Raw genomic sequence first — 26658 nt, forward strand, 5'->3', positions numbered from 1 at the left:
GGTGCCCACCGCGCGCTGAAACCGCTCAAGGTCGGGCGAGAAAAATCCATCAATGACATTCGAGGCTCCGGACCGATGTAACTCCTCTAGTAAGGGCGACGAAGTGCGCCTTCCAGGGTCCGGCCGCCGGGATCTTGACGGTCATGCCGGGTGACCGATAATGGACATGTCGGCAGCGACCAGCAGCGGCTGGTACTGATGACGCTACCGATGATGATGCTGATGATCTTGACGCCGATCGCGCTGCTGATGCTGCTGGTCATCATGGCGATGATCGGCATGACCATCATGGTCATCCCGGCATGGTCGCTTTCTTCCCCGTCCTTCAGGGACAGAGCTTCTTTCGCCCGCGGCATCAAGAACTCCGCAAGGGTTTGCGCCACGTCCGTCAGCGGGCCCGGATCGACCGCGACCTGCTTGGTGAACGCCGCCCACTGATCCTTCTTGCCGGCGTCCTCAGTAAAGGCCGGGGTGAAGGCGTCCGGCAGTGCCGTCGGAATCTCGGTCTTGCGGCGCGCGAACGTCGCCTTTTGGCGCGGGCCAGCGTGTCGCCCTCGAACTTGTAGGAGCGGATCAGGACCCAGACATCGTAGAAGTCTTTGAGACGTGTGTTGGCGAGGCCGAGCGCGACCATCGCCTGAAATTTTTCGGCGACGACGGCCTCGCGCGGATAAGAGCGCAGCTTCGGCGCCGGAAAATCCAACAGCACCGGAAAGTCGGTTTCCTGCACACCGGGCTCAATGGCGTCGCCGAATGCGATATCGATCACGACGCGAACGCGGGCGTTGTCGACCGTGGCATTGCCCTTGATCCGGACGCCACCGTATTCGTTCTCGTCGCGGATGCGGTCGACGGTGAAACTGGCCGGGTCGAAGATGACGTCGTCGGCGGCATCGACGGCAGCGATCTCCTTGAATATCGCCAGGAGCGCGTCCGGGTCCGGATTGCCCGAGCCGAGAAGGTCGAGGTCGCGGGTCGGCCGGAACTGGTTATCGACCCAGGTAGCAATCAGCATCTCGCCCTTGAGAACGAAGCGATTGCGATAGTCTGTCGAGCCGAGGCGGTAAAGCAGCCGTTCCAGCACGTAGCGGGTGAGGAGAAGTTCAAAGGGCTGATTGCGCTCCTTGGAGAGCGTGAGCAATCGCGCGCGGACCGAGGCGGCAACATTCTTGGGTGGGTTAGCCATTGGCGGTCATCGCGTCCATATATGGTTGCATCGCCTTCCAAACCCCGGCTTTGCGCGCGAAATCCGCGATCTCCGAAGGCGTAGCCTTGTGTGTTCTAAGGGCCTCGCGCAGGCCTTCGAGCGCGAGGTTAAGGCCGGTGCTGTGACGATAGCGTGTCCCGGCACTCCGTCGGTAGCGAAAAAGATCGACGACGGTTTTGGCGGGGCTGAAGATCTTCACGGGGCAACCTTCGATGGTATGGGTCTCCACGCCCTCGTGAAGCCGCTCCCGGCTGAAGCGTACGAACTGCATGGGTGGGTTGGTCGGAAGCGGTTGCCGGTCTTTGGGACCAATGGCGAGCCAGACCATCGAGGGGATGGTATCGGTCAGGTCATGAAAGGCGAGCGCCGAGGTCAGCGCGACGACCCCTTTAGGCACGCGCTTGGCAGCTTCGGCGAGGGAATGGTGCGTGTCGATAGGCGCGTCGGGCAGTTGGTAGAGGCCGCGTCCGAGTTGGACAACGAGACCCTTCTCCTTCATGCGGGCAATGGTCGCCGCCGTGACGCCTGATGTGGCAAGCTCGGACGGACGCGCAATGCCGCGCTTCCTGAGGAGTTCAATGGCACGGTCCTGTTGTGTTGAAATTGACTTGGCCATGGCTCTTGATCTTATTTGTCGGATATAGCTGATTTATATCCTACATTTCATATCACAGCTATCGCTAACGTCGCGCCGCCGGCTCCGTTCAAGGAGGCATTGTATTTGAAGGAGAGTTCAGTTCGGCAGGTGAGCTCTTGTTCTCATCCGAAGGCGGCGGTTCAAAGAACGCCTTAGCCTTCTGATGTCTCTGTAATGCCACCGGAGGATACGGACCGAAGCTTGTGAAATTGCGCACCGATTTCATCGAAAGCCGCTGATAGACCGTCTCATGCAGTTGAGCCGTGTCCGGAACAGCACGGACTGCTTTTGACCAGTGCAGCGAGGTGCCGCCCATGCCGACCATGCACTCGTCGTGCATCATGCCATCGGCGGACGGGTATATCGCCGACTGTCATTGTCGTTGTGAAGCCGTGACGTTGTAACCTATTTCGTTCCGAGTGATCCGCTCCTTCAAAGCCGCGGCCTGCGATGATCGGCATTGACCCGCGCGACGCTGCACGCGTCTCGGCCACCGCCTGCGCTAAGGTTCCATCATCAAAACTCTTATGGTCACCGACCATAAGGAAGAATGCAGAATTTCGATCGAACAATACATAGAGCAGCTCTTTGGTTCGACGAGCCCAGCCGCTCGAAAGGATCTTGTCGCTCAGATGCAGGTGATGAAATCCATATGCATTTAACGCATAATCCTTGTCACCCCACTCAACACCCGGGCGTTTTCCGTTGCTACCCACGCGAGAACGGACATACCCGGATTGAGCGATATCTTGCGAAAGATATGGCGTGAGATCCTGGCCCGCAGCAATACGCGCCGCATGAGCACTGACGGCCGGCCAATTATCCAATGTCCGTTTGTCGCCTAGGAACTTATCCCAGGTCGTGACGGCGCGGAGCCTTACCGGCACAATGCGGTCCCGCCAATTCAGATAGTGGATGAGGAGTGAAGGCAGCGGAATAGATTGCAATTCTGCACGCGCCTCCTTTTCTCTACAGGGTATCTCGTGAGCGATCCAGCGATGAAATTCCTTGAGTCGGGGTCGGTCGAAATCAATCATGAGTGACTGCCTAGCACGTCCGTGTAAACGCTATCCGATATACTACGGCGGCAAGGGGACAATGAGGCCGGAGGCTGAGCGGGTTACCGTGCCAGTACCTTTTCAAGGTCGGTGACAAGCCGGTCCCGTTTGTCTTTCGATAACTTGTCGAGGTTCTGCTGGCGCCACCTGACGGCCGGCAAATCAGCCGCGCCCGGCACGCCAAGAAGGTCCCAATCGGGCTGACCGCGCTCGAACGACACGAGGAATTTTCGGTGAGCTTCGGGCATTTTGCCAACGATCGCGTCAACGAGTGCTTTGCGCGCCGCTATCAGCTCATCCTTTGGAACGGGCTTATCGGTCATCCCCTCGAATCCGTGCATGAATTCGTCGGTTATGTCCCTTTGAGGTGAAGCGAGAACCTCGGACATTGGGCGGTCGTGGCTCAAGAGATAGACGACGAAGGCCTTGCGGATTTCATCTGTAATGCCTTCGCTGGCGAGCAGATCACGCACATCGAATAGATCGCGCGGATGCTGGCGGTCCAAGGCGGCGACGATTTTTCCGGCATAGAGGTCGGCGAAAGAGACGGTGCGCGCCTCCGCAAACCCAAACTCGTTTTCGACGGCGGGACGTACGGAGATCAAGACAGGCTCGAAGACGCAGCCGCGCAGGACCGGCGTGACTTCAATTTTGATCTGGACGTTCTGGGAACGAACGACGAGTTTAACGATGGCACCCTCTTTTTGCGTCTCATGTACCTGCGCACCAGGTATCTTTTCTTTGATCTTGGCGACTATGCGTTTCATCGCCGCGTCAATGTCGGCAAGCGATTCAGCTCTTGGCGCGACGGGAACATAAGTGAGATCTATATCGACGGAGAGTCGAGGCATGTCTCGGACGAACAGATTGATCGCGGTGCCGCCTTTCAGGGCGAAGCACTTCTCCTCCGTGATAAACGGAAGAACGCGCAGCAGTAGCGCGACCTGCTATTTGTAAATGTCAGCGAACGCCATCGAGATCTCCCGGGACGGTTATCTGATAGGTGGGATCGAGGACGCCACCTCTAACGAGCATGCGCTTGCCCTGGCCCAGATTTACAGCTTCTTTGTTGAGGCGTTCGAGCCAGGCATGCTGATGGCGATCAGCAAAGTAAAAGAAGAGGCGCTTCACTTTTACGCTCGCACAATCCTGCAAAAGCTTTTGCAGGCGATCCGGACGAAGGTTGACTAGGCCGCCAAGCAGTGCATCGACCTGCTCGAAACTTTCATGGTTGGGCAATTCGTCGAGCAGCTCGAAGACGGCACGCTCGGGCGTGGACAAGGTCAGAGGCCAGTCCCATTGCCCCCAATTCAGTTGAGCTACGTCGCCTCCCCGAAAGGCCGTAACGTCGAGCATCTTCCCGGTTTCGACATTCCAGCGGACGCTGCTTATGCCTTTTGCGACGGGTTCGTTTTTGAAGAGCCGCCGGTCGTTGTGGTAGACGAACTTGACTGGCAACGGCAGCTTTTGAACCCAGTGCGGCGGTGCCTTTGGTCCATGGAGATGAACGCGCGTCGTCGATTGCGGAAGGTAGTGCGCATAGCCTTGCAGTTCGAGCGCCGTCCGCCCGCCAACTACGAGCGGCGAATAGTCGAGGATCGTCTGTAGGGATATGACCACCTGCTGCCAGCTCAAGGCGCCGCGCCGTCGCCGGAAGACACCGCGGGTGGGCTGTTCGAGCCAGCCAGACTTCACGTACAGATTTTGGAGCTGGGTAACTGGTTCCTGAAAGGCTCACGGCTCATGGCGGGCATCGCCTAAATGCTTGGCGACGACCCGAGCCGATTTCCTCCGACATGTCAGCTACGCGAAATTCCGTCAGTGTATCCGATGCCTGACAGGCCTATCGACGATGGCAACACGGCTTGGTCGCGACGAACTCATATGAGTTCGCACAGAAGAACACGAGCCATTCATTCGCAGAGGCGGACACACTATTTCCAGTCACCTACCAACCTGATCAGTTGATCAAGAAGATAGCCACATGGCATGCATCCGCGTCTATGAACCTCTCAAGAACGTTGACCTCGGATTGGGTCGAGAAGAATGAAACGGCTGCTCCTGGGCACGATAGTCATCGTCTTGCTGGTCGCAACTGTCGCCAGTCTGGCCGCGCCGCTCTGCGAGCGAAGCGGTTCTGATATCGGTCTCAATCGCGGTGATGGCCGTCGACGTTGGGAACTCGGCAACGCGGCAGATGTGGTCCGTGCGCCATCTCCTGCCCTGACGTATCCTAATCCAACAGGAAGTCCGGCCGGCGGTGAAATCGGCTTCCGCTGGCAGATCGCCAACTCGGTGTTTGGAATCGCGATGAACGGCACTGCGCCAGTCCCGACGGCTCTAACGCTAGACTCATTCTGCCGGGCCTTCAGGATGAACGCAAACTTGTTACCTGTAGCCCCGTTAACGACCCACTCGGTGACGCCTGGATTGACGTCCTCCTGTACGCAACAGGCGCTACTGCGGTCGTCATCAATAAATATCAGACCTGCGACCTTGCGACTCAGCTGCCGCTCGTCAACGGCAGCGAGGGCCAACAGGGCTGTGCAGCAGGCGTGGACATAAGTCTTCTTTTCTGCCCCCTTGGCCGCCAGCGCTGAGTACGATTGCGTGCCCATGGCCCTCCGCTCGTTGGTTTTTGCTCAACCGGAATCGCAGGCTTTTCCAACGAGCTGCCCGTAGGAACTGCCCGCGTTGGGCAGAACATCAACGTCGGCTTGGTCCACGTGAAAGCTAACGGCTGGATGTCGCGGGCGTCCTTGTTGGTGTGAATCCATGTCGAACGACAAGAGGCACTGATGTCCAGAATTTTGGCTGTTGGGACGGCTTTGCCACCGTTTCGGTTCTCTCAGACCGAGCTCAAGGCTTTAGCGGGTCACCACTTCGTATCCAGAATGGAGAAGCTGAAGAGATATCTTACCGTATTCGATCATGCGCTAGTCGATCAGCGGTTCTTTTGTGTTACGCCCGAATGGCTTCTCGGCGAGCATCGCATAAGTGAGACCAACCAGATATATTTGGATTGGGCGAAGGAGCTCGCGTACAAAGCGACGATGCTCTGCCTCGACCGGGCTGGGGTTAAGCCCGAGCAAGTCGATCGGCTTTTGTTCGTCTCGACGACAGGGATAGCGACCCCTAGTCTCGACGTGGACCTGATCTTCAAGGTCGGGTTGCGACCAGATGTGGGACGGACGCCGATTTTTGGCCTCGGATGCGCTGGGGGAGCATCAGGAGTTAGTTTGGCAGGAGCCCTTTGCCGAGCTACCAACGAACGCATTCTCCTCGTTGCTGTGGAACTGACTTCCCTTACATTCCAACCGAATGATCTCACGCCAAAAAACGTTGTCGCCTCAAGCCTCTTTGGAGATGGTGCTGCCGCGTTATTAATCGCGCCAGCTGAAAGCGGTTCTGGCAAGCTGGATATCGTGAGAAGTACGAGTTTGCTTCACCCGGACTCGACTTCTCTAATGGGCTGGCATTTTGGCGACGCGGGATTTGAAGTCGTGGTCTCCGAGCGCATTCCGTCAATGATTAGGGAATTGATGCCACGTGCAATGGACTCGTTGCTCGCGGAGGCTGGCATCCTTCCTGGCCAAGTAAGGAGCTTTATCTTTCATCCTGGCGGCAGAAAAGTATTGGAAGTTTGTGAGCGGGGCCTCGGCAGGTCCTCTGAGAGCTTTTTTTCCAGCTATGAGACGCTTCGACTTCATGGAAATATGTCGAGCGCAACTGTGCTATTCGTGCTGGAACACGTGCTGGCGCATGAGGAGCAAGCGGCTGGATCATACGGTATCTTAGGCGCCTTCGGACCAGGGTTCTCAGCCGAACTGACGCTACTGAAATGGGCTGACACGGAAGCAGCACAGCCAAAGCCCGCCCACCTCGAACAGCCGGGCAACCAATTGAAGCGGGTTTCCTAGTCGTGATCGGCATCACCAAACTGATCGCTTGGTGCTGTTGAGCGCTTGCGTGGCCGAGATGCTGCCGCTGATCAGCTCTGTTCCACGGAACACAGCAGCGTCCGCAAGACCGCTTGCAGTTACAGAATTTGCTGCGCCAATCCGGCTCTCCCTCTTAAGTAACCTCAGACGGCGAGTTGATCAATATCGAAACTTCGTCACGGTTTAATCGCTCATGCACCGCCCTGATCGCCTTGAAGACCGGAAAGCGCTTTTGCTCGATTTTCAGGTCCTCGCCCGTTCGACGGATGACGCCTTGCGAGTGCAATAATTCAAGCCCGCTCCTGGCGACACCCAACATGTCGCACGTCACGTCCACCTTCACATCAATCGATGCAGAAATTCCTGCACTGTCCGCACCGCGACACGTGCCAAGATTGCTGGATCCGATTCATCCTTTGCGGCCAGCCTCCAGACCTTCTCGGCAAAGCATGCCTTCCGCCTCAGTTTGGGCACCATCCGGTCGGCATCGTCAGAGCACATACCAGCTCAGTACACACTCTATTTGGGACCGATTTTGTAGGTCCCATGATGCTACTCAAAATAGAATCTGTTCGTGCCGGCTCCGGCTCAGCCCAGCCAGTATTTCCGAAAAATGCAATCCGGCATCCTTGGCGCGTCCCTCTGGTGAATGTGGCAGGGGCTAGCCAATTTGGCTCTCTCTTAAGTCTCTAAGTGCGTCAGCTTGTCGACAGCTGAACCTAATAGAGCGAGAACAGAGAGCGACACCATCTGCTCGGGATCGCGACCGACTCAAACGGGAGGTGACATGGAACCATTTAACAGCATCAACCCATTCAGCCAAGATCGCGCTGCTCACAACGCCGCGGAGCCACAACCGCAGCAGCAAGCGGAGTTTGAGCCGTACTTGGATGAGGTGGCGCAGCTTGATACCAGTGCGGTCGCAGGGATTATTTCTTCAGATCACTACCCTCATCTGTCTGACGAGGACCGTGGACTCACCGAGGTGTTGGAACTTGGGCACCATAGGGCCCGCCCTGAAGACGCAGTTACCAGACGCCTCGGGGGCACCGGTGCGCAGCACAGCGCGCCGCAGGAAGCTTTAGGTTGGCCGAACGAGCTGACTGCGGAACATCACCGTCAGGATCCGCTGCGAGGGATGATGGGCGAAGCCATCCTAGCATCGTCTCTCATGCCAACCGCGCGCGATCACCAGGCACCGGATCCCGGAGCCGTGCATCACTTCAGCCGGAGCGATAGCTACCAGCCGGCTCCGACCGAATTGACAGGGAGCTGCCCCCTTTCAAGGCACGAGGTCCTCATGGGTGAGGATTACACGGGGCAGTTGAGGCCTGCGAAGAGGCAGAGGACGCTAAATCAGCTGGAAGGGGATGCCATTGGGCGCCAGCTGAGCGAGTCCGACAATTCAGTCGCTCGTGTGCTGATGGAAGACGCCGGCGCACCGTCGCCTTTCGGGACAGCGGTCGGTTCGCCGATCGTCCTTCCCGCGGAAGACTACGTTCAGGATCTGCTGTGGGCGATGATGGAAGACGCCGGCCCATCGTCCTCTCGCGAGCCGACCGCGCGCCATCACCAAGCCCTGGATTTAGGAGAGGCCGTTCGTTCCTTTAACTCGCGGCACGGCGACCAGCACGCGCCTGCTGCCCTTGACAGTAGCAGCGTCCCGGCGAGCCAGGACAGCCGCCCCACCCGTTTCGTGGTTCACAATGACCGCTACACCGCGCTGTTCGTGCCCGCGGCGGAGATGAGGCGAACCACCCCGCTTAATCCGCCAGGCGCTGGCATTCGTCTCGGATCTCGGCCGGAAAACGTTCCGCAGCCCAGCGCGCGGCCTGCGAATCGGGCCTCGCCAGCGCTGCTTGGACGGTCGATGGAGCAAGCCGCTCCGTCGTCCGCCAGGGCTGCGACGACATCTCCGGCGGCCCGCGAGGTTTATGCTGCATCATTCGCCGTTCCCGAGGATTTTTCGCACGGCACCCAACCCGCCTCGGCCACGATGCTCTCGAAGCTCGGCCGCTGGGGCCTGTTGCCCGACGCGACGCAGCCGGTAAAACAATACGACATTCGCGGCGAGCGCTACTTCGCCATCGTGGGGCCGGGAGGGCCCAATGACGTTCGGCTCATCCATGAACCACGAATGGCGCCGACGGACACTCCCGACGCTAGGAGCCCGTCCAGATAGCTCTGGTATCGGGCTCGTTAATGGACGACAGCTTGCTCCAGCGACTCTTACGAGCTTGGCGACCTTATGGGCGGTGCAGATGAGCGCTACCCGTCCCGACGAACTTGCGCGCATCATCGCTCAGCGACTCCTCGTTCAACCGAACGGCCATCGCGTCTTGTTATTGAAGAGCCGGCCGCCAAAGCTGCAAAGAAAAACCTACGGTGTTCTTGACCGCACGTTTGGCGGCATTGCCCTTCGTAAGGCCCTCCTAAGCCCCGAAATAAAGGAAGCATCCTCGGAGTAAAGAGGCTGCTTCCTGCGTCGTATTGAAACCCCAGTCGACTGATTGGTGCCAACTGATGACGGTTCTGGTGGTCCATCAACCCAGATGCACATCCTGGTCGTGGCCTTCCGCAGCTCCTCTGGCCAACGCCGTGCTGCAGCGTCGTCGATTCGCCTCGAGTCTATTAGTGCCGTATCTTCGGGATCAGCAATGGTCGGATACCGGGTGCGATCGCCGTCGCTTTTGCGCCGACCGACTTCCGCAGCTGAGCCCGTGCTGCGCCGACGTTGCCGCGACGCCAGTGTCCTGGTTATAGCTCTTGAAATCAGCATCCAGCGCCTCTGCGGAAAGCCGGCCAGCAATGCCCTATTTTTTGAGGCAGATAGTCGCTGACCTCTGAGAGCAGTGCATAGATCCTTCCAACTAGGTCACCGACGCTCGCTCAGTTCGCTGAGATCCTGATCTGACAGTAGCAGCACCGAAAACAATGCAGAGATCGAAGAAAAATCGAACTTGTGGCGGAGGCGCGATTAAACGACCCTGCCAATTCTTGCAGGAGATTTGCGGGACCTAGGTCAGTTAGCTTGCTCGGTGTTAGTCACTTTTGGAGCTATTTCAGTGTTGATTGTTGAAACCATTTTGAAGCCAGACCGCTTTGGCGGCATCGGACTTTTCTCCGCTACTCTTTTACCTAAAGGCACATTAGTTTGGATTCATAATCCAATCGTTGACATTGCCGTGACGCCTGAACAGTACGAAGCCCTACCTCCAACGTTTCAAGCTTTACTTGACAAGCATGCCTATCCGAGAGACCGCGATGTTGATGATGGTGTTGTAGAGTACAATGCTGACAATGCCCGTTTCATGAATCACAGCAGTCAGCCAAACACATATCAAGACGATCATTGCCGAATTTTCACGGCCCGTGACGTACAACCTGGTGAAGAACTGACTTGCGATTACTTGTCTTTCGATCCAAGGTGCGACTTATCGTGGGTTAAAGAGCTAGCGCCGAATCCTGGGGCCGGAAGGCGCCAGGCGGCGTTGGATTGAGTTTGCGGTCTGGCGACGTTGATTCCGTCGGCGAATCGGCACCGGGGATAGTTTTGGCAGCGGTTGTTCCCATCGAGACGACGCGAGTTGAAGATCATCGTGAGCGCGGTCTTGTTCGACGTCCCTTGGCGCCCACGAACGCGCTTTCGATGACGTTGGTAGCGCCTACGTGGAGTTACTACATCTGTTGCGCCAACCTAAGGCTTCGCCACTGACTCGCTAAACGTCCGCAACGCGTCCTGGCAGCGAAAACACTGGGCTGCTGTTACGATTCCCTCCTGAGTCTTTAAAGGAATTGGTGAGGCGCTCATGAAGAAGCAGATCGTGGGAGCGGACGCTGCTGCCAGAATGCCTCGAAGACTTGGTTGACGAGAGCAGCCCGGTTCGCGTGACCGACGTATTTGTCGATGCGCTCGGCTGAGATAGGCTTGGAGGTTGCGGAGCCGGCGGCGGTTGATCATCATCGGCGCGCCGATCATCGCGTTCCGGCAATTCTGGCGCCGGCGCCGCCGACGGCGATCATGGGCGCGATGATCGCGCTGTCGACATTGATACCGACGCCGACGATCCTCATCCTGCTGGTGCCGGTGTTGGTGCCGCCAGCGCTGGCCCGCGCACGCAGCCCCTTAGGCTGAAAGTGTCAACGGTCGTTTATAAGACCGATCCGGCGAATAGCGGCGACTCTTATCGAGTCTGCCAATTCTTTGGGAAAGCCCTTGGGGAGGCCCTTTATCACTTTCGCAAAGGCTGCCTCGAAGTTTTCGACGAGATCCTCAAAGATTGCGTGGACTACGGCCGGCCCAACGCCGGAGATTTCGGCGGTCTGCAGGAAATGACGCGGCAAAATATCAGTCATTCCATAGTGGCGATTTTTGCCGACCGACATTGCAAGTTTAAAAGCTTTGCGCTGAATTTGTCCGGCGTCGAGGCTTGGTTGCGCGCTCAAGACATCATAAAGCGGCGTGAGTCGGAAGCGCCCGCCGGGGCTCAGGAATAGGCTAAAATTCTTGGCGTGTCCGTCGGTTGCGCCGATGAGCCAGAACACGATGCTGGCCCGCAAAAATGTCGCGATGTCTTCGGTCGGTTCATCGCTACCCTTGAGCAGTTGCAGGATGTCTTTCATGCCGGGGCCGCCATCCGATTGATATTTCCGGGTGGTGGGTACGGATAGAGCCTGGCAGCAATCTTCCTGAGGAAGGCGCAGCAACCTTTTATCATTGGTCCAGCGCCTATCGAAGCGCTCGACAATCAACGTGCGGCGACCACCAAAATCGGCGATCTCGACGTTCGCCGTTGGCACGCCAAGCGCGGCCAGCAGCTTAAGGCAGAAATATTCGTTCTCGACGCTGTTCGAGAGATCGATCCCGTTCGGCAAACGACCGATTTGCGGTTTGAGAATGTGCGTCGTCGCCGTGGTACCAGTCGGCTTGTACCATTTGCCATCTCGCCGCAGCAGGGCGGTCTTCTCCTGGGCACCAGCGATGGAAATCCGGAAATCGTTGTCTTCCCCCATCCCAAGTGGAGCGCTCGCAAGGTTCTTGATGATGGCGGCGACATCGCGGTCGGTGACAGCCTTCCCTTCGATCGTACCGGCAGGTGCAGGATCGACACGCTGTGGAAGAAACTGGAGTGCACCAACGCAATCATGCCCGAGTGCAGAGAGCATGCTGTAGGCGTCAGTACCTTTTGCCCCCACCCGCTCCGCGACTCGTTTGCGTATCTGTTCGCTATCGGGCAACAGGTTGTCAAACACGGCGATTACAGGTGCGCCGATATAGCGGTCTTCGCGCAAGGGCAGCGATAGCGAGATTGGGAAGGTCGATTCCCAGGAGAGCCATTGCGGAGTGTAACGAAAATCGATCGCACCGCTGGACTCGCGCCGGAGCATGCCTGCCAGGCGTGCGTTGACGAACACATTCAGGGGCGCGTTTGCTGGAGGCCGGCCCATCAGAAAATGTCCTCGATGTCAGTCGAGGTGGCCTTGCTGCGGGTACGGACCACCAGTTCAAGATTGAGCGCGGCCAGCGCCTCCATGAGGGTGCGGAGCTGAATGGCAGGCTCGCCCGCTTCCAGTCGGGATACGGTGCCCTGACGCAGATGGATCTGCTTTCCTAAGCCTGACTGGGTAAGTCCGGCCTGTCGGCGGGCCCGCCGTAGAATGGCGCCGAGTTGCTTTTCCGTACGAGCAATATGCTGCGTCATGTGAATCTCCTCGTTCAATATACGCGAATCCGTATATATTGTCAATATACGCGAATCCGTATATATTGTCAATATACGCAAATCCGTATATCATAGTAATATACGTGTATGCGTATATGAAACAGATATACGCGATCGCGTATCGGCTATTCTCGATTGCCGGCCGTGCTGGGTGGTGCTTGGCAAGTCAGTGTTCGGCAACATTCCAAAATGTCATCGATCGCCGCCATCAATGCTGCCGTACTCGAGACGTGCTTATCCGTCGTGCCAGATGGTCGCAAAGACCCATCCGCTGTTGGGATCGAAAAATGCGGCTTGCTCGTCCTTCTTGATCTCCTTGCGCTTGGCCCGAAGCAACTGAGCGAGACAGCGTCCCTCAACCGCATTGACCAGAAAGTGGCCGGTCGGTTTGTCCTTGGGGCCGCGTTCGGGTTCGACGACAGGAAATTGCAGCATGCCGAGGATGCGATACTGCGGCGAGAGCTTCGACTTCAGCCTTTCGAATTTGGCATCTTACGAGCATTCTTGGGCGACTTCTTCAGTTTGCCGCGCGGCACCATCACGACAGGCTGCGGCGGAGGTCTTGGTTCTGTTATTTTTCTCCTTAAGGCTGAGTTTGTGCGCGACAAAAAGCCGCCATAACCCCTGCCTCGCAGGCGTAGCGAGGTGTGCAAGGCGCAAGGGCTGAAGGAAGTTGGAACAACTTTTTTGGGGCACCGCGGACCGTGGGGGAGCCAAAACCGAAGGCCTGTCCTTGCGCCGCGCTGAGGGGCGACGCCCCTAAGCTGCTGCCGCGGCAGCGGCGATACAATGCTTTATAGAACTAAAGGCGCGCAGGGCTTGGGAATAGAAGTATTTCCAAAGCCTCGGGGAGAGTGGCGCTCCGGCGGCACCGGCCTTTGAGCGGCACCCGTCTGACGCGGCAGCGATAGCGACGGCGGCTGACCGCCGGACCGCTTCAGCGAGTGCCCCGGCGAGGAGAACCTTATGTCTTGCGCGAGTAATCGTGACCCGAGGCCGAGACAGCATGCTCGGTGAGCCGGCGCATAGACGAGGTCGTCACCGCGTGTAATGGCGATCTGCGCAACGCCCTCATCGCTGGCGATTGACCAGGGATGACCTTGATGATTTCAGCCCAATACTGAATCCCGGTAAGCACCTGATCTATCTCCCAACGAGACAAATTGCGCGATGAAGATCCCGGATCGGCCTCGTCGGCACTGAGTATGCGGACCCGCATGAACGGCACACCGTTCGAATCAGCGACATCGTAAATTTCGACGGCCCTACTGGGCGACCCCAGCACCGCTGCAACCGTAAGCACGACGGTGGCAATTGTCTTCGAATTCATACTACCCATTCAATTCGAGGAGTTGATTGCAGCGTGCGTTGCCATCACATGTTCGACCATGCGCACGCGTAATGCGCCTGAGAAAGCGCGCCTGCCCTTGATTCCTGGGCGAGATCAAATCGGTACACCCGGGCGAGATCATCGGAATCCGCACTTGATCAAACACTGGCTGTGCGCATTCGCGGCGACAACCTGACGGCCGCGCCGCAATATCAAAGGAAGGCTCCTCCCGTGGAGGTGACCTGATGAATCTGGATCAACTCACAGAGGCGCACTCGCTGATGACGTTTACTTCCTTTTCCTGGAGCTCAGTGTCCGGTGCGTGAGGTTCGCCATGTGCGTCCGGCTGAACGCGGCCCGCCATGAGCGGATATCCTCGACGTCTGCAGCGCAGGCACGATCCTTCCTTTAAATTGTGTCGTCAACAATGCGAGCTCATGCTACCTCTGATCGTAGGAAGGTCCCTGGTTCTGCAGCGACAATCCCGACAAAGTAGGTGGCCGCACACAATTGGTAAGCAGTGGAGCAAAAGCCGGGCCAATTGCCTGATCCTTTGCGCATACGCGCGCCGGCTGAACCCTGCGTGCATGCGCGGTCATCTGTGTGAAAACAGGCGCCTTCTGTTCGGTGCCCACCAAATTGTCGCAAACTCGCCATGCACAGAAGCACAACGAGTGCCGCGCCCGACAATTGCAGCGCGCCTGTTCATCTTGCCGGCGATTACCGCGATCAGCTCAAGCTTTGAACGGGCCGCAAGAGGCAGGCATTCTTATTGCACTCGTGAGCTTCGTCCTGGCATGCGTCAGGAATGTAGAGCACGGGGACGCGGGTCCAGCCCACATCAAGCTAGATGACGCAGAGCAAATGAAGTGCAATGCGCTCGACCTCGCTTCGAAATGATCAGGCCGGTGATCGTGCCTCGGACGGATCGAGAATGGGCAAGCAATCTACTCGGCGGAAACCGGAGCCGGTCCTCGTTCCGGCAGACGAACCCTTGACCCGTCGCGCCGTGTTGGGTGCAACGATCGGCAATATTCTCGAATTCTACGACTTCGGGACCTACAGCTTTTTCGCCATCCAGATCGGTCAGGCGTTCTTCCCGGCAAGCGACCCGTTCGCCAGCCTCATGCTGTCGCTCGCAACCTTCGGCGCGGGTTTTGTGACCAGGCCGATCGGGGCCATAGTGCTCGGCTCGTATTCGGATCGGGCCGGGCGCCAGCCCGCGATGACCGCGAGCTTTGTCTTGATGAGCGCCGCGATCCTTGTGTTAGCGCTCACTCCCTCATACGGGACAATAGGAGCTGCTGCGCCGCTCCTGGTCATTGTCGCGCGTTTGGTGCAAGGCTTCGCGCTCGGCGGTGAGGTTGGTCCGACAACTGCCTATTTGCTGGAAGCGGCGCCGGCCGAGGGGCGCGGTCTTGCTGTCTCGTTTCAGCCTGCCAGCCAACAGATCGCTGCGACGGCCGGAGCGCTTGTTGGAGAAATACTCTCGCTGACCATGACCAGCGAGGCACTCAATGTGTACGGATGGCGGATCGCGCTGCTGCTCGGCGCCGCTACGCTACCCTTCGGACTTTGGTTGCGGAACTCCCTACCCGAAACGTTACACCGCCCTGAGCTGCCTGCTCTGGTCATCCAGACGGTACGGAAATCGCCTACTGCGTGCCGCACCATGAGATTGGGGTTTGTCATCTTGGCCAGTTGCACGATCATTACCTATGTCACGGGATATATGACCACTTATGCACTGAGCACCCTGCACGTTTCGGCGCCTCTCGCCTTTGGCACCACGCTCGTTAGCAATACGGTAGGAATTGCTGCCGCGCTGCTGGGCGGCTGGCTCGCAGACCGCGCGGGCCGCCGGCACATCATGATATGGCCGCAGATCGCTGCGTTGTTGATGACCTATCCGGTGTTCTTCTGGATCTCAGAGAGCCGCAGTGCCCTCGCACTTCTCGGGGGTCTCGGCGCGCTCACACTTATCGGAACGATTCCGTATAGCGCCTTCTATGTGAGCATGGCCGAAGGTTTGCCCAAGAACATTCGTGGTGGCGCCTTCGCGATCATCTACGCTTTTGCGATAGCGATTTTCGGAGGCACAGCTCAACCAGTCGTCACCTGGCTGATCTATCTTACCGGAAGCGCGCTGGCGCCCGCCTGGTACATGCTTGTCGCTAGCACGGCCGCGCTCTGTGCCATGCTCATGATGCCCGAGACCGCACCGCTCAAAATTAATAGCGCTGTAAACAAGCAAAGCCCGCCATAGCGCTGGACAATATGATCACGGGTCACTTCCAGCCGATCGCGTGACGTCTCATGCGGTCTGGCGAGAATGTAGGCTGCTGCCTTCGCAGGTCGATCGCGCGACCGTCGAGAGCCGATAGCGCGGAGTACTCTGAGAGCACCCAAGACCTCGTCGATGGTTACCAGGCTCATCAGACTGTCGGGCGCCCGCAGCGCTTCACACGACGCGATCGATGACGCAAAGTACCTCAAGGCTCTCTGCGTCTACTTCGGTCGAATAGCGGGGCTTTTTGTCTCATTGGACAACATAGCTTGCCGAAGTTCTTTGAACGGCTTTTCCCCGATGACTCATCCCTCCCTCAAAACACCGGCACGGAGCCCTGAGGCTCGACAGCTTCCCTTCGGCAAGCTAGTGCATGTTGTTTTTTGCGAGAATCGGGATTCCCAGAAGGGACAATTTCTGATTCAAACTCCATGCTGGAACGGGGGCCAGCATGGATGACGCGACCCTATTCGGAAGATCTTCGTGAACTCGCTCTGGCGCGGGCTGACGCGGGCGAGACCGTTCGTTCGATTGCAGAAGCGCTTCAGATCAGTCCTTCCTGTGTGACGAAGTGGAAGAATCTGCGGCGGGAGACCGGAGGCGTTTCTCCCGGCAAGATCGGCGGTCACAAGAAGCCGGTTCTGTCCGGCACCAATGCCGACTGGCTGCGCAAACGCATTCGCTCCGGCCCATTCACTTTGCGGAAGCTGACGCAGGAACTGGCTGCGCGCGGCATCAAGACCGACGTGCGGGCAGTGTGGACGTTCGTCCATGCCGAAGGGCTGAGCTTCAAAAAAAACGATCCTGCCGGCCGAACAAGATCGTCCCGATATCGCGCGTAAACGGACGCGCTGGAAGACCCATCAGGGCAGGATCGACGCTTCGCGCCTGGTCTTTATCGACGAGACCTGGATCAAAACCACATGGCGCCACTGCGAGGCTGGGGACCGAGTGGGCAACGTCTCCAGGCGTCTGCGCCTTTCGGCCATTGGAAGACCATGACCTTCATCGCGGCGCTGCGCCACGACCGGATCAGCGCGCCATGGGTCATCGACGGCCCCATCAATGGCGAGCTCTTCACCCTCTATGTCGAGCAGGTGCTGGCGCCGACCCTCGCAAAGGGCGAACTCGTCATTCTCGACAATCTCGGCAGTCACAAGGGCAAGGCGGCGCGCAACGCCATCCGCGCCACAGGAGCCCATCTGCTCTTCCTGCCGCCCTATAGCCCCGACCTCAATCCGATCGAGCAGGTCTTCGCCAAGCTCAAACACCTGATGCGAGCCGCGCAGCCGCGTGATGTCGAAGCGACTTGGCGCAAGGTCGGCGAACTCCTCGACGTCTTCTCCAAGGAGGAGTGCGCCAACTATCTCAAAAATTCAGGGTACGTTTCCGTATAAACACATCATGCTCTAGGTGCTGTCCTAATTCGGACACTCGTCCTGCGGAACTAGGACACTGTTGCAAGCTGGCTATAGCGAGGGATTCGAGCCGGGTGCAGGATTGATGGCTACCGATCGGCGGATCGGGTATCGGCTCCAGCACCGGCCCCTTGGCCCCCAAAGGTGCTGGGGCCGTTTTCTCTAAGGGCTCAACACAACGCCGCCTCGCTTAAAATGCTTGCGGGCGGCGTCGGCTTTAGCCCCAGGAAGGTCGCGGCAAAATCCTGATGGATGCAGCTTGGCACAAAATGCATACTGGGGCGATTACCTCAGAAGGGGTATCTTAGAAGTTGCGGCGCGGTAGGACGGCCTCAGCGTATTCCAACGCGCTGGGGCCGCTTCTTTGTGTGCGGCGCGCCGGCATTCGCATTTGCCAAGTGGGGATAGAATCGGGGATTACCCGGGACGCTGTACTTTTCTCACGTCATCAGGGCTCAACCATTCCTCTTGGATCGCGCGTCGAATTCCATCCTCGATCAGAGCCTTAGCCACATCAGTTGGACTTGTCCCGTGGGTGCCTTTTTCTGAAAGCACGGCCAGAAAACCATGCGTTTTGAGGCCCAGCATGACTTGCAAACGCTCTGTTTTCTCTGTGCGCGATGCCATTTTCGCCTACTCAAAAATGAGTGGAAAATTACTCATTTTTGCCGCACGATGCAAAGGTGATTCGCCACCGAAGGGGTTGGTGCGCTAAAGAAAAACCGGACGCCCTTGCGGACGTCCGGCTGTAGTGAAGTTGGTGAGCTCGACAGGATTCGAACCTGTGACCTTGGGATTACGGAGCCCCCGCTCTATCCAGCTGAGCTACGAGCCCGAAAGCCGCTCGTAACGGCCTTCAGCGTTCGCCCCGCCCCTTAACAAGGCGGGGCGAATCGCATTACCCTCAAGATATCCGAAACTTCGGTTCCGACCGATTCGGGAGCGCGATTTTTTTGCGCGCGTCCACACTATTCATCGGCTTTTACCTCCTTGAATTACGCTGAAGTTTCGCGTTACGCGGACCGGCCGATTCGGCTCCATGGGAAGCACAGCGTCGAGCAAATCCCCAATCGTCCATACCCTCTCAGCAATGCCCAGCGCGACCGCTGGCGTGGTCCGCAGCGCCTCATGGACGCGGCAGAGATTGTAGTGGGACACGTACAGGCTGACCGCCGCAGCGTGGTTGGTGAGCTTCTTTGAGAAGCCGTTGGTGAGGCGTGCAAACCGCTTCTGCGTCATCCGCAGCGTGAGGTTCTGACGCTCGACGTAGCTGGTCGAGATATTGCCTGGCGTCCCACTCTCTACCTCACGGCTTACTGCTACTACTTCGGCGGGGCTGTAGCGGCGCGGCTTCTTTTACAGCCAGGTTCGTTACGCTGTAGGTCTTTACGATCACGCCATGATGGGCGCGGCCGTTGAAGGCGTCGCGGATCGATACCTTGTAGGGATGGAAGCCGTCCGTGCTGATCTCTGGCGCTCCGATCACGCGCTGGCGAAGGTCTTGCACGAACAGGTCCGTATTCTCGCTGTCGCGCTTGCCGGTGCGATAGCTGATGATGGCCTTGGCGGACGACGCTATGCCAATGAACGTATACTGAGCGCGAGATGGTCGGGCTCGGTGTCGCCGAAAAACAAAAAGAGCGCGCCCGACAAGTGTTCGAAAGATCGGCTGAGCAGGCTGGCTATTTTGAGCACGGACGAAATTGACTTGTGATGCCGGGCATTGCTCCCGGGGCACAACGTGAGGAAGAGAAGCCGCGCGAGGAAGAACAAAATGGTGGTGGCGGCATTGGTGGGGGTGGAGGAAAACAGCCGCCAGTTGATCCTATCATTGCCGGTCTTTTGGCGCGTCTTTCGAAGTCGGGTGACGTATGGCCGATATCGGAACGCAAGCTGTGGCTGCAATTGCTGGAGGGCAGTTTTCAGCTGATCTACAAAGACGCGCCCGTAACCCCAGCTGGACGTTCTGAGTCGGTGGATACTGGTTTTCCCGATCCCGATAAGATGCCTTGGGCTAAGGGCGACAACACCAAATGAAAGGAGGCCGCCAACTGAGGCGGCCTTACTGTGCACTGGCCGGCGGCTCGCGCGTGGCGATCTCGCGCTCAACCATCGATACCAGCAAACCTAAATGCTCTGCCAATCGTGAAAATAGCTCTCGTTTCGGAATGTCTGTCGTAAGATCGCGGATCATCGCGCACTCCGCTGCATCGCAGCGGAGCTTCTCCAGATAGTTCCGAATGTCTTTCATTTTTGTCCCTTTGCCCCGACGCTATACCCTTACCGGGACGAAGGACATCAGCAAATTGGACTGAGCAAGGCCCGCGCTGGCACAACTGCATATAGCGTTGGATGGCCGTATAATCGCTGATAATGGACCCCAGAACGTTCAGTGATCGTCCCAGTAGTCCTACCGAGAACATCGGCTAACGCGTGGTTTCCGCTCGCTTAATCGGAATTCCACCAATTGGGTGCGATGGAACGAATATCTCTCGTTGTGGAAGGGATGTGCGTAGAGGCTACGGTTCAATGACTGCAGTTCCCGCTCCATCTTGCCGATCCGGGCCGTGAGCGCGTTGATGAACTCGCCGCGGAGCAGCGTCGAGGCCTTTTCTGCCGCTTCTCGGGCCTGCCGTTCGTACTGGCGCACCTCGTTGGACTCGATATCCTCGTTCTATGCTTGGTTGTCTTCCGTCGTTAGTGCTGTACGCACGACGGATCGGTCAAACAGAAAAATAAGTCGCAGATACCATCCAACGGGTCATCCGCGCATTGAGGATATGACGTATCGGCTACCTGCACCTTGGTGTCGACCGGTTGGGCGGCAACCTCAGCAACAAAGGTCGGCACCGCCGCCGTTCCAAGCGCGAGGGCGCTCGCAGTCACGATCACGAATTTTTTCATTCTAGAGTCGCTTCGCTAGGTTGGCCCCAACCCGTCCATCACGTCTATATGACCGCGCCGCAAGTGGTAAAATTGATTTTCTTGATTGGGTCTATCTACGGAATGGATACGTTCGGATATCTCGGCAGGACCTCGCCTTAAGTCAATCGGAATCAGCGGAGCCGTTTACGCTCGAGCTCTCGCCCAGCCATCGAAGCTATCGATGCAGCTGTCGAAGCAATCGAAGCACCCTCGTTTGTTGATCATGGCATACTGTGCGTTGCAATGGTTGGAACCGCGCGGGTTTCCCGACGACCCCTGCGTCCCCTTGCGATTAGTGAATACGCGATTTCTTCACGGCCGATACGACGATTATGGGGATCGCCCTGGTTCCTCTTTGTTACGGCTGCGCTGCAGACCACACCGCAAGGCTTGCTCGGCTGTAGTGCCAAGTCCGGCTGGCAGTTCAACGTCTCGGTCGCAGCGCCTTAGCGTTGGAAGCTTAAGCTATTCGCCGTGTGGTGCGGATGCCTAGCTCGAAGTTGCGCCGCGCGGGTCTTGTTCGCCACCAATGCCCTGCGTGCCCACGCGAATCCTCGCGCTCCGTCAGGACTCCTTGCAGAGCACAATCTGCTTCCACGCAACCCCAAGCGGTCACGAGCCCGACGGCTGTGACAAGATCGGCTATTCGGACCAGAGCCCGCGTCTCGAGCGGCACTTTCGGGACATCGATTCACGATCGATGCAAGCCTGCCTCGGCAGCCTTCCTTATGCAACTTAAGCTCAGGCTCGTTGCGCCTCCGCCGGGCTGCGTCTGCCGACCTTTCGACTGCCGGATTTAGCGACGATGGCGCCATCTCGCCAAAGTCAGCTCTGCGATGAACAATGGACGGTCGGCACAGTCGCAAGGGCTGGATATTCTTCAAGCAATGAAACTCGTCAGCTGATCGACAGCCAAACCCTCTAGCATGATACCATCTCTATCCGCACAAGGCTGGGCTTGATGGGCTCATAATCTGGAACAGAAGAAGGAGCTGGATCCCTCGACATACCGCCCCGTCGAGAACCAGATCCGCTTCCGTTTTATAGGCGTTTGTGCACGTCTCGGTTTCCGACCCTCGCGACTCGCTCAAATCTGATCAACTTGTCCGATTGATATCGACAAGGCTACCAAAGGGAAAATGGAATGAACCCGTTTGACAATATCGGTCCTGCGGCTCTTACGAATTACGTCGAGCTGCAACAGGAAGAAATGGGGCAAGCAGACTTTGAGCAGCGGCTTGGAGAGCCTCAGCCAATTCTCCAAACATCAGAGGCGGCCGGGGCCGGATCGTCCCGGACTGACACGAAAGGCAATTTGAGAGCGCGGGCTATTCAGGGGAACGAACGGTGCGCAGCTGCATCCTTTATCAGGACGAGCGCTCGGCTTGCCGCGACGCTGACCTGCGCAACCGTTGCGGAACTCAGAAGAGAAATCGAACTCGCGGCGCAAAAATCAGCACGATGGTCAAAAGCAACTGGGCCATCAGCCGGCGGCGTCGATAGTGGCCGCGTTTACGACGAGGTGGTGGCATCGTCGTACGCTGAGCTGCAGCGCTTTCAAAATCACGCCAGCCATTGCAAGCCACATGTACTGGACCGTCAAAGCGCGATGGACCATCTGCGCTCCATGGCGGCTTTGCGTTACGACGCCGCCCCCTGGAATATTTGGGGAGGCCAACAACTTGATCTGGGTCGCGCAGCGGCAGCGCACATGAGAGGGGACACTTATTCTTCGCCTTTTGTATCACTGTCCGAGGAGGCCTCACAACTGCTCCTGTCGCCGGACGATGACAACGAGTATGGCGCCAAAGCAATTGCGGAAAGCGCGAACGAGTTGCACTCCTACACGGTGCCACGGGTCACCACCTGGACGGCCGAAGAGATCGTCAGTATCCTTGAGGACGGGACTGAGAGTGATGAACCCAACCTTGCATGGGTGAGCGATACCCCAACCGAGGAGCGCGAGGTACTATTTCTGGGCGGGAATCTGGATGACTATCGGACCGCTAGCGAATCGAATCCGTACAAAAAGTCAGAGACGAGAGGCTGAGGCTAAAGGGTGCGAGAAACGCGACATCTCTTGTCGCGCTGCTCGGAAGTAGCGTTCCGCGGCATCTATAATGCCTGATCTGAGTGGCCCGCGGGGGAGTTGGTCGGGTAGCGCACGTCGACCATCAAAGTGTCCGCCGAGATCTGTACCGTCTTCAAATTCGTCGCACTTGTCGTCGGAGGAAAGCGAGGCATTTCGCGCGCCGATAGGCCAATATGGCCCCGTTATAGTCGCCAGAGCTCCACACTCGAGTCAGCAAATGCAAGCAGAGCACAACGAGCTTCCCGCCACGCCGACGCGGTCGTGGCCGTCACGGGATTTGCAGAGAAGCAGCCCCGCCCTCACCGGCTGGGACACTCGGAAGAACGAAAAGCCCCAGCACCTTCTGGGGGCCTGGAGGCCGGGATGCTGGGGCTCTCGTCGCCTTATCCAAGTGAAGCAAACGGACAGGCGGGCTCATTGTGCATTGCGAAGTCGATTCGTCAAACCAGAGCGCATCGTTTTCTTTTGGCATGCCAACCATCCGAAGCAATCCCTCTGGAGGTTTACTTGTCAGTTGGCGGCGCACATGCAGGCCTTCGCAACGAGCGCGACGCATCCGGCCGTATCGTCTTCGGGATCACACACATGTTTCTCCGGCTGCCGCGCTCAGCGGCTGGCTTCGTGCCCGCGCCGATCTTTGGCGCCACCAATGGCCTCATAGTGAGAGCTTACTTGCCCGTGATCGAAAATGATCCGGCTCTCCAGCCGACGAGCCTCTCGTGGATTTGGTGCGTGGTCTCTCCTCCGAGCTCCATCCGTTGGGGAGGTGGAACCTGAAGAGCCCGGTGCGGCTCAGGTAATCCGCCGAGCCGACCTGGAGGCATGAAAGCTGCCATCGAACGGCATGCTGCCGCAAGACAAGAAGCTCACTAGATTCCCAGTCGCCCCATCTGCGCTGACACGTGCCCAGCATCGGAAAGGTGGTACAACGCTTGGCCGCCAGCTGCGGTGCTCAACAATGACTTGCAAAACGCAGGTGTGAGCTTGCCGCGGTGGATCACGACGTTGTCGTGCCCCTCGGCGGCTCGAGCGTTCTGCCAGTGGCGATTATAGCCGCGCTGTTCATCGGACTTCACGTGGCAAGCGGCGAAGTCGAGGTCCCCCAACATTGGCAATTGCCAGGCATGTACCGGCCGCTTGGTATGGATGTGCACCCACATCGGGCTTGGCCTCGCACCACTGCTCAGCGCCTTGGGCTGCAGCTTGACCTCGAACAGCCTCCCTGGCTCTCCCTGCAAGGCGCGCGGTGGATCGACTGGCGCCAATTCCCCGGCCGCCCGCAATTGTTCAAGGTACCTTTGCGACGGAAACGCATAGGTCTTCATGCAATCGCTCGTGATTGCCGCCTTTCGCACGTTCAATGAGTTTGCCTGGCCCTGCACCTCGGACCGCATCGCCTTGAGCCGAAATATTTTTTCGTGCACTTCGGGCACTTGCACCGGCGTGAGCAGGCCCCGGCGGCGAGGCTCCTCCAGCGCGACTACACAGGCCTCAATCTCGGCAGCCTGCGTCTGCAAGCGCTTACTGACGAGATCCAAGACGTGGTCGGCGTCCTCGGGCTTCATCTGGCGCGCTTGCGAGATGGCACTTTGCTGAGCCGGCAGATCGAATTGCACCAGTTCGTCCAGTCGCTCGAGTAATCCCGCCAGCGCTTTCCTGGAGGGCGGAGCCTGCCACATCTGGAGGTGCTCGGTAGCAGAGGGTGACGCGCTCGCGCGTGCCTCCTCCGCGGTCGCGAGTTTTTTTGTACCGAGGTCCGAGAGCACGATAACCTTGCCGGTCGGGGCCGTGGCCGCATCGGGCCTGGCGAGTTGCGGCTCGGGCGGGCGCGCCGTCGAACTCCCCTCGCCTGCGGCCGCTGCGCGCCTTCCTTTGCCCTTTCTGCGCGCTCTGCTGCTTTCGCCCACCATGGCGGTATTTTCCGGCAGCGCAGCCCAAGCCGGCGGTTCAATTGTGGCTGCCAACTTTGGCTGCACTGCTAGCAACCGCATGACTTCGTTCGCCGTAAGCCACGCACTTTCCACGATCTGGTCCAGCAACTGCAACGGAAGGTCAGCTCCTGATCCGGCTTCCCTCAGCGTGGCAACCATGGAACTTACCCCTGAAGCGAATTCCGAAAGCCGCTCCATGACACCTTCCAGAACGGCGCGATGCTCGGCGTCGAGCGGTGCCCCGTTGCTGTTCAGAACAGCATGGCTGGTCGAGACGAATGCTGGAAAAACATCTTCGATGAAGGTCCCGAGCAGACGCACCCGCCCGTTCTCGTTCATGAGGGTTTCGTGCGCGCCCGGTTCCAACGTGCTCGCTTGCGAGTCAATCAAGAGCTCCGCGAGAGCTATCCGGGTTTGCAGATACATGCACTTCGTATTGAGCGCATGGCCGGTGTGCAGCCTTAGTGCGGCCTCTTCGGCCTTGCGCATCTCGGGCGTAGCGCTTGGCAAGTCCGCAGTAGCTGCGCAGACGGATTGCATCCGCTCCAAGCGCAGTGTCTTCTTTCCCCACCACTCCATGTGGGCCGCATAATGTTCCGCCACGCTTGCAACCGAGCGGCTCAGCTGGTGGGGCGTTGCGGTGCCTTTCAACCTCTCGAGGCATCTCAACGCTTCTTTTCTCTTCTTCTCCAGTTGGTCAACAATCTGCCTGGCCACGGTGTTACACTGGGTGGCTGCGTCAAGCACGTCATCGCGGAGAAGGCGGGCCCGATCGTCGGGCAGAATGCGACGCGCCAAATTTGGGGGCAGATCGGCGTAGTACTCCAGAACTGCTGAGCCTGCCCTGACGACTTGGTCAATCAGCTCTTGCGCCTCGGGCAAATCTCGGGCGCGCATGGCCGCTCGACGACAAGGTTCAAGCTCCTCAAGGAGACTCTCCAATGTTTGCCTTGCTGCTTTGATCTCGTGCCGCGTTGGCGCCACCACATCTGAATCTGGTGGCTGGCTGGCGAGCGGCACGGCCCGCTCCTCAGGCCCGGAGCGCATCCGCTCCACGACGGCGTCGAAGGATCGGCTGCGTTCCCCAGGGACGACGCCGAGTTCCCCGGTGCTGTCGGCTGCTGCCGCCCCCACGTGCGATTTCCCGGATCGGCCAATGCCCGTCATGCTTTATCTCCGATTAAGTCGACGATGTGCAGCCTGTCTGGATAGACCGCTTGGCTGACGAGTAGCTGACCAAGAGCGTTCTCCAGGGATGCGCCAAAAAGCGTATGTCGCCTGTGGTTTCATTTCCCGTCGCAGCTCCTGTGTTGTGCTCAAGTGCGGGGATGACGCGTGTGTTGCCGGATAGTCAGCTGAAGCACATGACCGCGGACTCGAATGCGACAGTACCGGCCGCGAGGCGATTCGTGATCATCCTGCTTCCTGACCAGTGGTGTGTTCACACGAACTGGACGAAGCCATCCACATGCTGGAGAGCACGAGGCAACGCCGTGGTCGGGCAGAAATTGGCCAGCGAAGATTGATCAAGACCTACGGCCGCCCCGCAGGCGTCTCACTATCCGGCAAGGAGACTTCGAGAAGAGTTTACGAAGCCAGCGGCCACGCACCGCCTCTGATGAAGCGTAGAAAGCCGATCAGCAACAACATTAGCCCCGGCCGAAGCGAGCAGAACCGACGATGCGCAGGTCTTTTGCAACTACATCTCGGCGAAGCTGGTACCCATCCAGGCTCAGTCAGATCAGCCTTATAGACATACGGCAGCGAGCGTACCAAGCGCACCGAGCATCAACCCGATCAGCGAACCGGCCGTCGGAACGTCTCTAAAGAGGAGAAGAGTGAGTATCGGCTCCACCACCAGAATAGCTCCCACCGATATTGCGACAATGATCCAGATATTCTTCAGATGCATATAGCCCAGCGCGTATCCAAAAACGAGAAGGATGCCACCGAAAGATATCAGGAGAAACATCGGCAGGAGCATCGTCACATCCCCGCCGGCCTTTCCAAACCGCCTTGAGGCAATCAACTCGGCGATGATCGAAATCGCTTCTCCAAGGAAAATCGCTGCCACCGCTACAATCTTCAATATCAAGTTCATCGGCTGTC

The 26658-nt window shown here is 58.2% G+C and carries 23 protein-coding genes, 1 tRNA gene and 1 pseudogene; 10 read left to right on the forward strand and 15 right to left on the reverse strand.

The window, feature by feature from the left end:
• Positions 1-86 precede the first annotated feature (86 nt).
• The 6 genes from ACVILL_RS05820 to ACVILL_RS05845 all read right to left on the reverse strand — a co-directional run bounded on the left by ACVILL_RS05820 (position 87) and on the right by ACVILL_RS05845 (position 4597).
• Positions 87-356: a hypothetical protein gene (locus ACVILL_RS05820; protein WP_456728226.1), complete on the reverse strand. Its 270-nt coding sequence runs from the start codon at positions 354-356 to the stop codon at positions 87-89.
• Positions 357-388: 32 nt separating this feature from the next.
• Complete coding sequence (locus tag ACVILL_RS05825; RefSeq protein WP_456728227.1) at positions 389-1141, reverse strand: nucleotidyl transferase AbiEii/AbiGii toxin family protein; 753 nt, start codon at positions 1139-1141, stop codon at positions 389-391.
• A gap of 37 nt (positions 1142-1178) precedes the next feature.
• Complete coding sequence (locus ACVILL_RS05830; protein WP_456728228.1) at positions 1179-1823, reverse strand: type IV toxin-antitoxin system AbiEi family antitoxin domain-containing protein; 645 nt, start codon at positions 1821-1823, stop codon at positions 1179-1181.
• Positions 1824-2092: 269 nt separating this feature from the next.
• The gene (locus tag ACVILL_RS05835) at positions 2093-2881 is read right to left on the reverse strand and encodes a hypothetical protein (protein ID WP_456728229.1); all 789 of its coding nucleotides are present in this window, start codon (positions 2879-2881) and stop codon (positions 2093-2095) included.
• An 83-nt stretch (positions 2882-2964) separates the two neighbouring features.
• Complete coding sequence (locus ACVILL_RS05840; protein WP_456734183.1) at positions 2965-3837, reverse strand: nucleotidyl transferase AbiEii/AbiGii toxin family protein; 873 nt, start codon at positions 3835-3837, stop codon at positions 2965-2967.
• A gap of 25 nt (positions 3838-3862) precedes the next feature.
• Positions 3863-4597: a type IV toxin-antitoxin system AbiEi family antitoxin domain-containing protein gene (locus tag ACVILL_RS05845; RefSeq protein ID WP_456728230.1), complete on the reverse strand. Its 735-nt coding sequence runs from the start codon at positions 4595-4597 to the stop codon at positions 3863-3865.
• Positions 4598-5700: 1103 nt separating this feature from the next.
• On the opposite strand from ACVILL_RS05845, the gene ACVILL_RS05850 reads away from it, so the two are divergent.
• The 4 genes from ACVILL_RS05850 (at position 5701) to ACVILL_RS05865 (ending at position 10978) form a co-directional block, all read left to right on the forward strand.
• Positions 5701-6822, forward strand: coding sequence for a type III polyketide synthase (locus ACVILL_RS05850; protein WP_456728231.1), 1122 nt, complete (start codon positions 5701-5703; stop codon positions 6820-6822).
• A gap of 808 nt (positions 6823-7630) precedes the next feature.
• The gene (locus ACVILL_RS05855) at positions 7631-9025 is read left to right on the forward strand and encodes a hypothetical protein (protein WP_456728232.1); all 1395 of its coding nucleotides are present in this window, start codon (positions 7631-7633) and stop codon (positions 9023-9025) included.
• Positions 9026-9908: 883 nt separating this feature from the next.
• The gene (locus ACVILL_RS05860; protein ID WP_253624662.1) at positions 9909-10343 is read left to right on the forward strand and encodes an SET domain-containing protein; all 435 of its coding nucleotides are present in this window, start codon (positions 9909-9911) and stop codon (positions 10341-10343) included.
• 401 nt (positions 10344-10744) lie between these two features.
• On the forward strand, positions 10745-10978 hold the full coding sequence (locus ACVILL_RS05865) for a hypothetical protein (RefSeq protein ID WP_456728233.1): 234 nt from the start codon (positions 10745-10747) through the stop codon (positions 10976-10978).
• Positions 10979-10983: 5 nt separating this feature from the next.
• Here the strand turns inward: ACVILL_RS05865 and ACVILL_RS05870 are convergent, their stop codons facing one another.
• Together ACVILL_RS05870 and ACVILL_RS05875 are read right to left on the reverse strand one after the other, a co-directional pair.
• Complete coding sequence (locus ACVILL_RS05870) at positions 10984-12291, reverse strand: type II toxin-antitoxin system HipA family toxin (protein ID WP_456728234.1); 1308 nt, start codon at positions 12289-12291, stop codon at positions 10984-10986.
• On the reverse strand, positions 12291-12545 hold the full coding sequence (locus ACVILL_RS05875) for a helix-turn-helix domain-containing protein (RefSeq protein ID WP_456718407.1): 255 nt from the start codon (positions 12543-12545) through the stop codon (positions 12291-12293). The genes ACVILL_RS05870 and ACVILL_RS05875 overlap by 1 nt, the downstream gene beginning before the upstream one ends.
• A gap of 210 nt (positions 12546-12755) precedes the next feature.
• Here ACVILL_RS05875 and ACVILL_RS05880 point away from each other — a divergent pair, with 210 nt between their 5' ends.
• Entirely contained in the window at positions 12756-13187 is a 432-nt protein-coding gene (locus ACVILL_RS05880; RefSeq protein WP_456728235.1) for a hypothetical protein, read from the forward strand.
• A gap of 343 nt (positions 13188-13530) precedes the next feature.
• On the opposite strand, the gene ACVILL_RS05885 is transcribed toward ACVILL_RS05880, so the two are convergent.
• Complete coding sequence (locus ACVILL_RS05885; protein ID WP_456728236.1) at positions 13531-13896, reverse strand: hypothetical protein; 366 nt, start codon at positions 13894-13896, stop codon at positions 13531-13533.
• A gap of 934 nt (positions 13897-14830) precedes the next feature.
• Between ACVILL_RS05885 and ACVILL_RS05890 the strand changes: the two genes are divergently transcribed.
• Positions 14831-16162 carry an MFS transporter gene (locus ACVILL_RS05890; RefSeq protein WP_456728237.1) on the forward strand — a complete coding sequence of 444 codons (1332 nt, stop codon included), beginning with the start codon at positions 14831-14833 and terminating at the stop codon, positions 16160-16162.
• A gap of 476 nt (positions 16163-16638) precedes the next feature.
• Positions 16639-17580 (forward strand): annotated as a pseudogene (locus ACVILL_RS05895) (IS630 family transposase).
• Between the two features lie 438 nt (positions 17581-18018).
• Here ACVILL_RS05895 and ACVILL_RS05900 read toward each other — a convergent pair.
• Both ACVILL_RS05900 and ACVILL_RS05905 read right to left on the reverse strand, forming a co-directional pair.
• The gene (locus tag ACVILL_RS05900) at positions 18019-18228 is read right to left on the reverse strand and encodes a hypothetical protein (protein ID WP_456728238.1); all 210 of its coding nucleotides are present in this window, start codon (positions 18226-18228) and stop codon (positions 18019-18021) included.
• A gap of 131 nt (positions 18229-18359) precedes the next feature.
• Positions 18360-18436: transfer RNA gene (locus ACVILL_RS05905), tRNA-Thr, on the reverse strand.
• 564 nt (positions 18437-19000) lie between these two features.
• On the opposite strand from ACVILL_RS05905, the gene ACVILL_RS05910 reads away from it, so the two are divergent.
• A complete protein-coding gene (locus ACVILL_RS05910; protein ID WP_456728239.1) occupies positions 19001-19315 on the forward strand; it encodes a hypothetical protein in 315 nt (104 codons plus the stop codon).
• Complete coding sequence (locus ACVILL_RS05915) at positions 19315-19638, forward strand: hypothetical protein (RefSeq protein ID WP_456728240.1); 324 nt, start codon at positions 19315-19317, stop codon at positions 19636-19638. The genes ACVILL_RS05910 and ACVILL_RS05915 overlap by 1 nt, the downstream gene beginning before the upstream one ends.
• A 25-nt stretch (positions 19639-19663) precedes the next feature.
• Here the strand turns inward: ACVILL_RS05915 and ACVILL_RS05920 are convergent, their stop codons facing one another.
• Complete coding sequence (locus ACVILL_RS05920; protein WP_456728241.1) at positions 19664-19852, reverse strand: hypothetical protein; 189 nt, start codon at positions 19850-19852, stop codon at positions 19664-19666.
• A gap of 446 nt (positions 19853-20298) precedes the next feature.
• A complete protein-coding gene (locus tag ACVILL_RS05925) occupies positions 20299-20505 on the reverse strand; it encodes a hypothetical protein (RefSeq protein ID WP_456728242.1) in 207 nt (68 codons plus the stop codon).
• A gap of 1165 nt (positions 20506-21670) precedes the next feature.
• Here ACVILL_RS05925 and ACVILL_RS05930 point away from each other — a divergent pair.
• A complete protein-coding gene (locus ACVILL_RS05930; RefSeq protein WP_456728243.1) occupies positions 21671-22576 on the forward strand; it encodes a hypothetical protein in 906 nt (301 codons plus the stop codon).
• 911 nt (positions 22577-23487) lie between these two features.
• Here ACVILL_RS05930 and ACVILL_RS05935 read toward each other — a convergent pair.
• Positions 23488-25716: a hypothetical protein gene (locus ACVILL_RS05935; protein ID WP_456728244.1), complete on the reverse strand. Its 2229-nt coding sequence runs from the start codon at positions 25714-25716 to the stop codon at positions 23488-23490.
• Positions 25717-26296: 580 nt separating this feature from the next.
• Entirely contained in the window at positions 26297-26650 is a 354-nt protein-coding gene (locus tag ACVILL_RS05940) for a hypothetical protein (RefSeq protein WP_456728245.1), read from the reverse strand.
• Between the last annotated feature and the right edge of the window lie 8 nt (positions 26651-26658).

This window comes from Bradyrhizobium sp. USDA 3364 (assembly GCF_054056355.1).

Bases quoted from the DNA above. Each gene is read 5' to 3' on its own strand.
- ACVILL_RS05820 (WP_456728226.1), bottom strand. From the start codon at position 356: ATGCCGCGGGCGAAAGAAGCTCTGTCCCTGAAGGACGGGGAAGAAAGC.
- ACVILL_RS05830 (WP_456728228.1), bottom strand. From the start codon at position 1,823: ATGGCCAAGTCAATTTCAACACAACAGGACCGTGCCATTGAACTCCTC.
- ACVILL_RS05835 (WP_456728229.1), bottom strand. From the start codon at position 2,881: ATGATTGATTTCGACCGACCCCGACTCAAGGAATTTCATCGCTGGATC.
- ACVILL_RS05850 (WP_456728231.1), top strand. From the start codon at position 5,701: ATGTCCAGAATTTTGGCTGTTGGGACGGCTTTGCCACCGTTTCGGTTC.
- ACVILL_RS05855 (WP_456728232.1), top strand. From the start codon at position 7,631: ATGGAACCATTTAACAGCATCAACCCATTCAGCCAAGATCGCGCTGCT.
- ACVILL_RS05870 (WP_456728234.1), bottom strand. From the start codon at position 12,291: ATGGGCCGGCCTCCAGCAAACGCGCCCCTGAATGTGTTCGTCAACGCA.
- ACVILL_RS05875 (WP_456718407.1), bottom strand. From the start codon at position 12,545: ATGACGCAGCATATTGCTCGTACGGAAAAGCAACTCGGCGCCATTCTA.
- ACVILL_RS05880 (WP_456728235.1), top strand. From the start codon at position 12,756: ATGTCATCGATCGCCGCCATCAATGCTGCCGTACTCGAGACGTGCTTA.
- ACVILL_RS05885 (WP_456728236.1), bottom strand. From the start codon at position 13,896: ATGAATTCGAAGACAATTGCCACCGTCGTGCTTACGGTTGCAGCGGTG.
- ACVILL_RS05890 (WP_456728237.1), top strand. From the start codon at position 14,831: ATGGGCAAGCAATCTACTCGGCGGAAACCGGAGCCGGTCCTCGTTCCG.
- ACVILL_RS05900 (WP_456728238.1), bottom strand. From the start codon at position 18,228: ATGGCATCGCGCACAGAGAAAACAGAGCGTTTGCAAGTCATGCTGGGC.
- ACVILL_RS05910 (WP_456728239.1), top strand. From the start codon at position 19,001: ATGATGGGCGCGGCCGTTGAAGGCGTCGCGGATCGATACCTTGTAGGG.
- ACVILL_RS05915 (WP_456728240.1), top strand. From the start codon at position 19,315: ATGCCGGGCATTGCTCCCGGGGCACAACGTGAGGAAGAGAAGCCGCGC.
- ACVILL_RS05920 (WP_456728241.1), bottom strand. From the start codon at position 19,852: ATGAAAGACATTCGGAACTATCTGGAGAAGCTCCGCTGCGATGCAGCG.
- ACVILL_RS05925 (WP_456728242.1), bottom strand. From the start codon at position 20,505: ATGAAAAAATTCGTGATCGTGACTGCGAGCGCCCTCGCGCTTGGAACG.
- ACVILL_RS05930 (WP_456728243.1), top strand. From the start codon at position 21,671: ATGAACCCGTTTGACAATATCGGTCCTGCGGCTCTTACGAATTACGTC.
- ACVILL_RS05935 (WP_456728244.1), bottom strand. From the start codon at position 25,716: ATGACGGGCATTGGCCGATCCGGGAAATCGCACGTGGGGGCGGCAGCA.
- ACVILL_RS05940 (WP_456728245.1), bottom strand. From the start codon at position 26,650: ATGAACTTGATATTGAAGATTGTAGCGGTGGCAGCGATTTTCCTTGGA.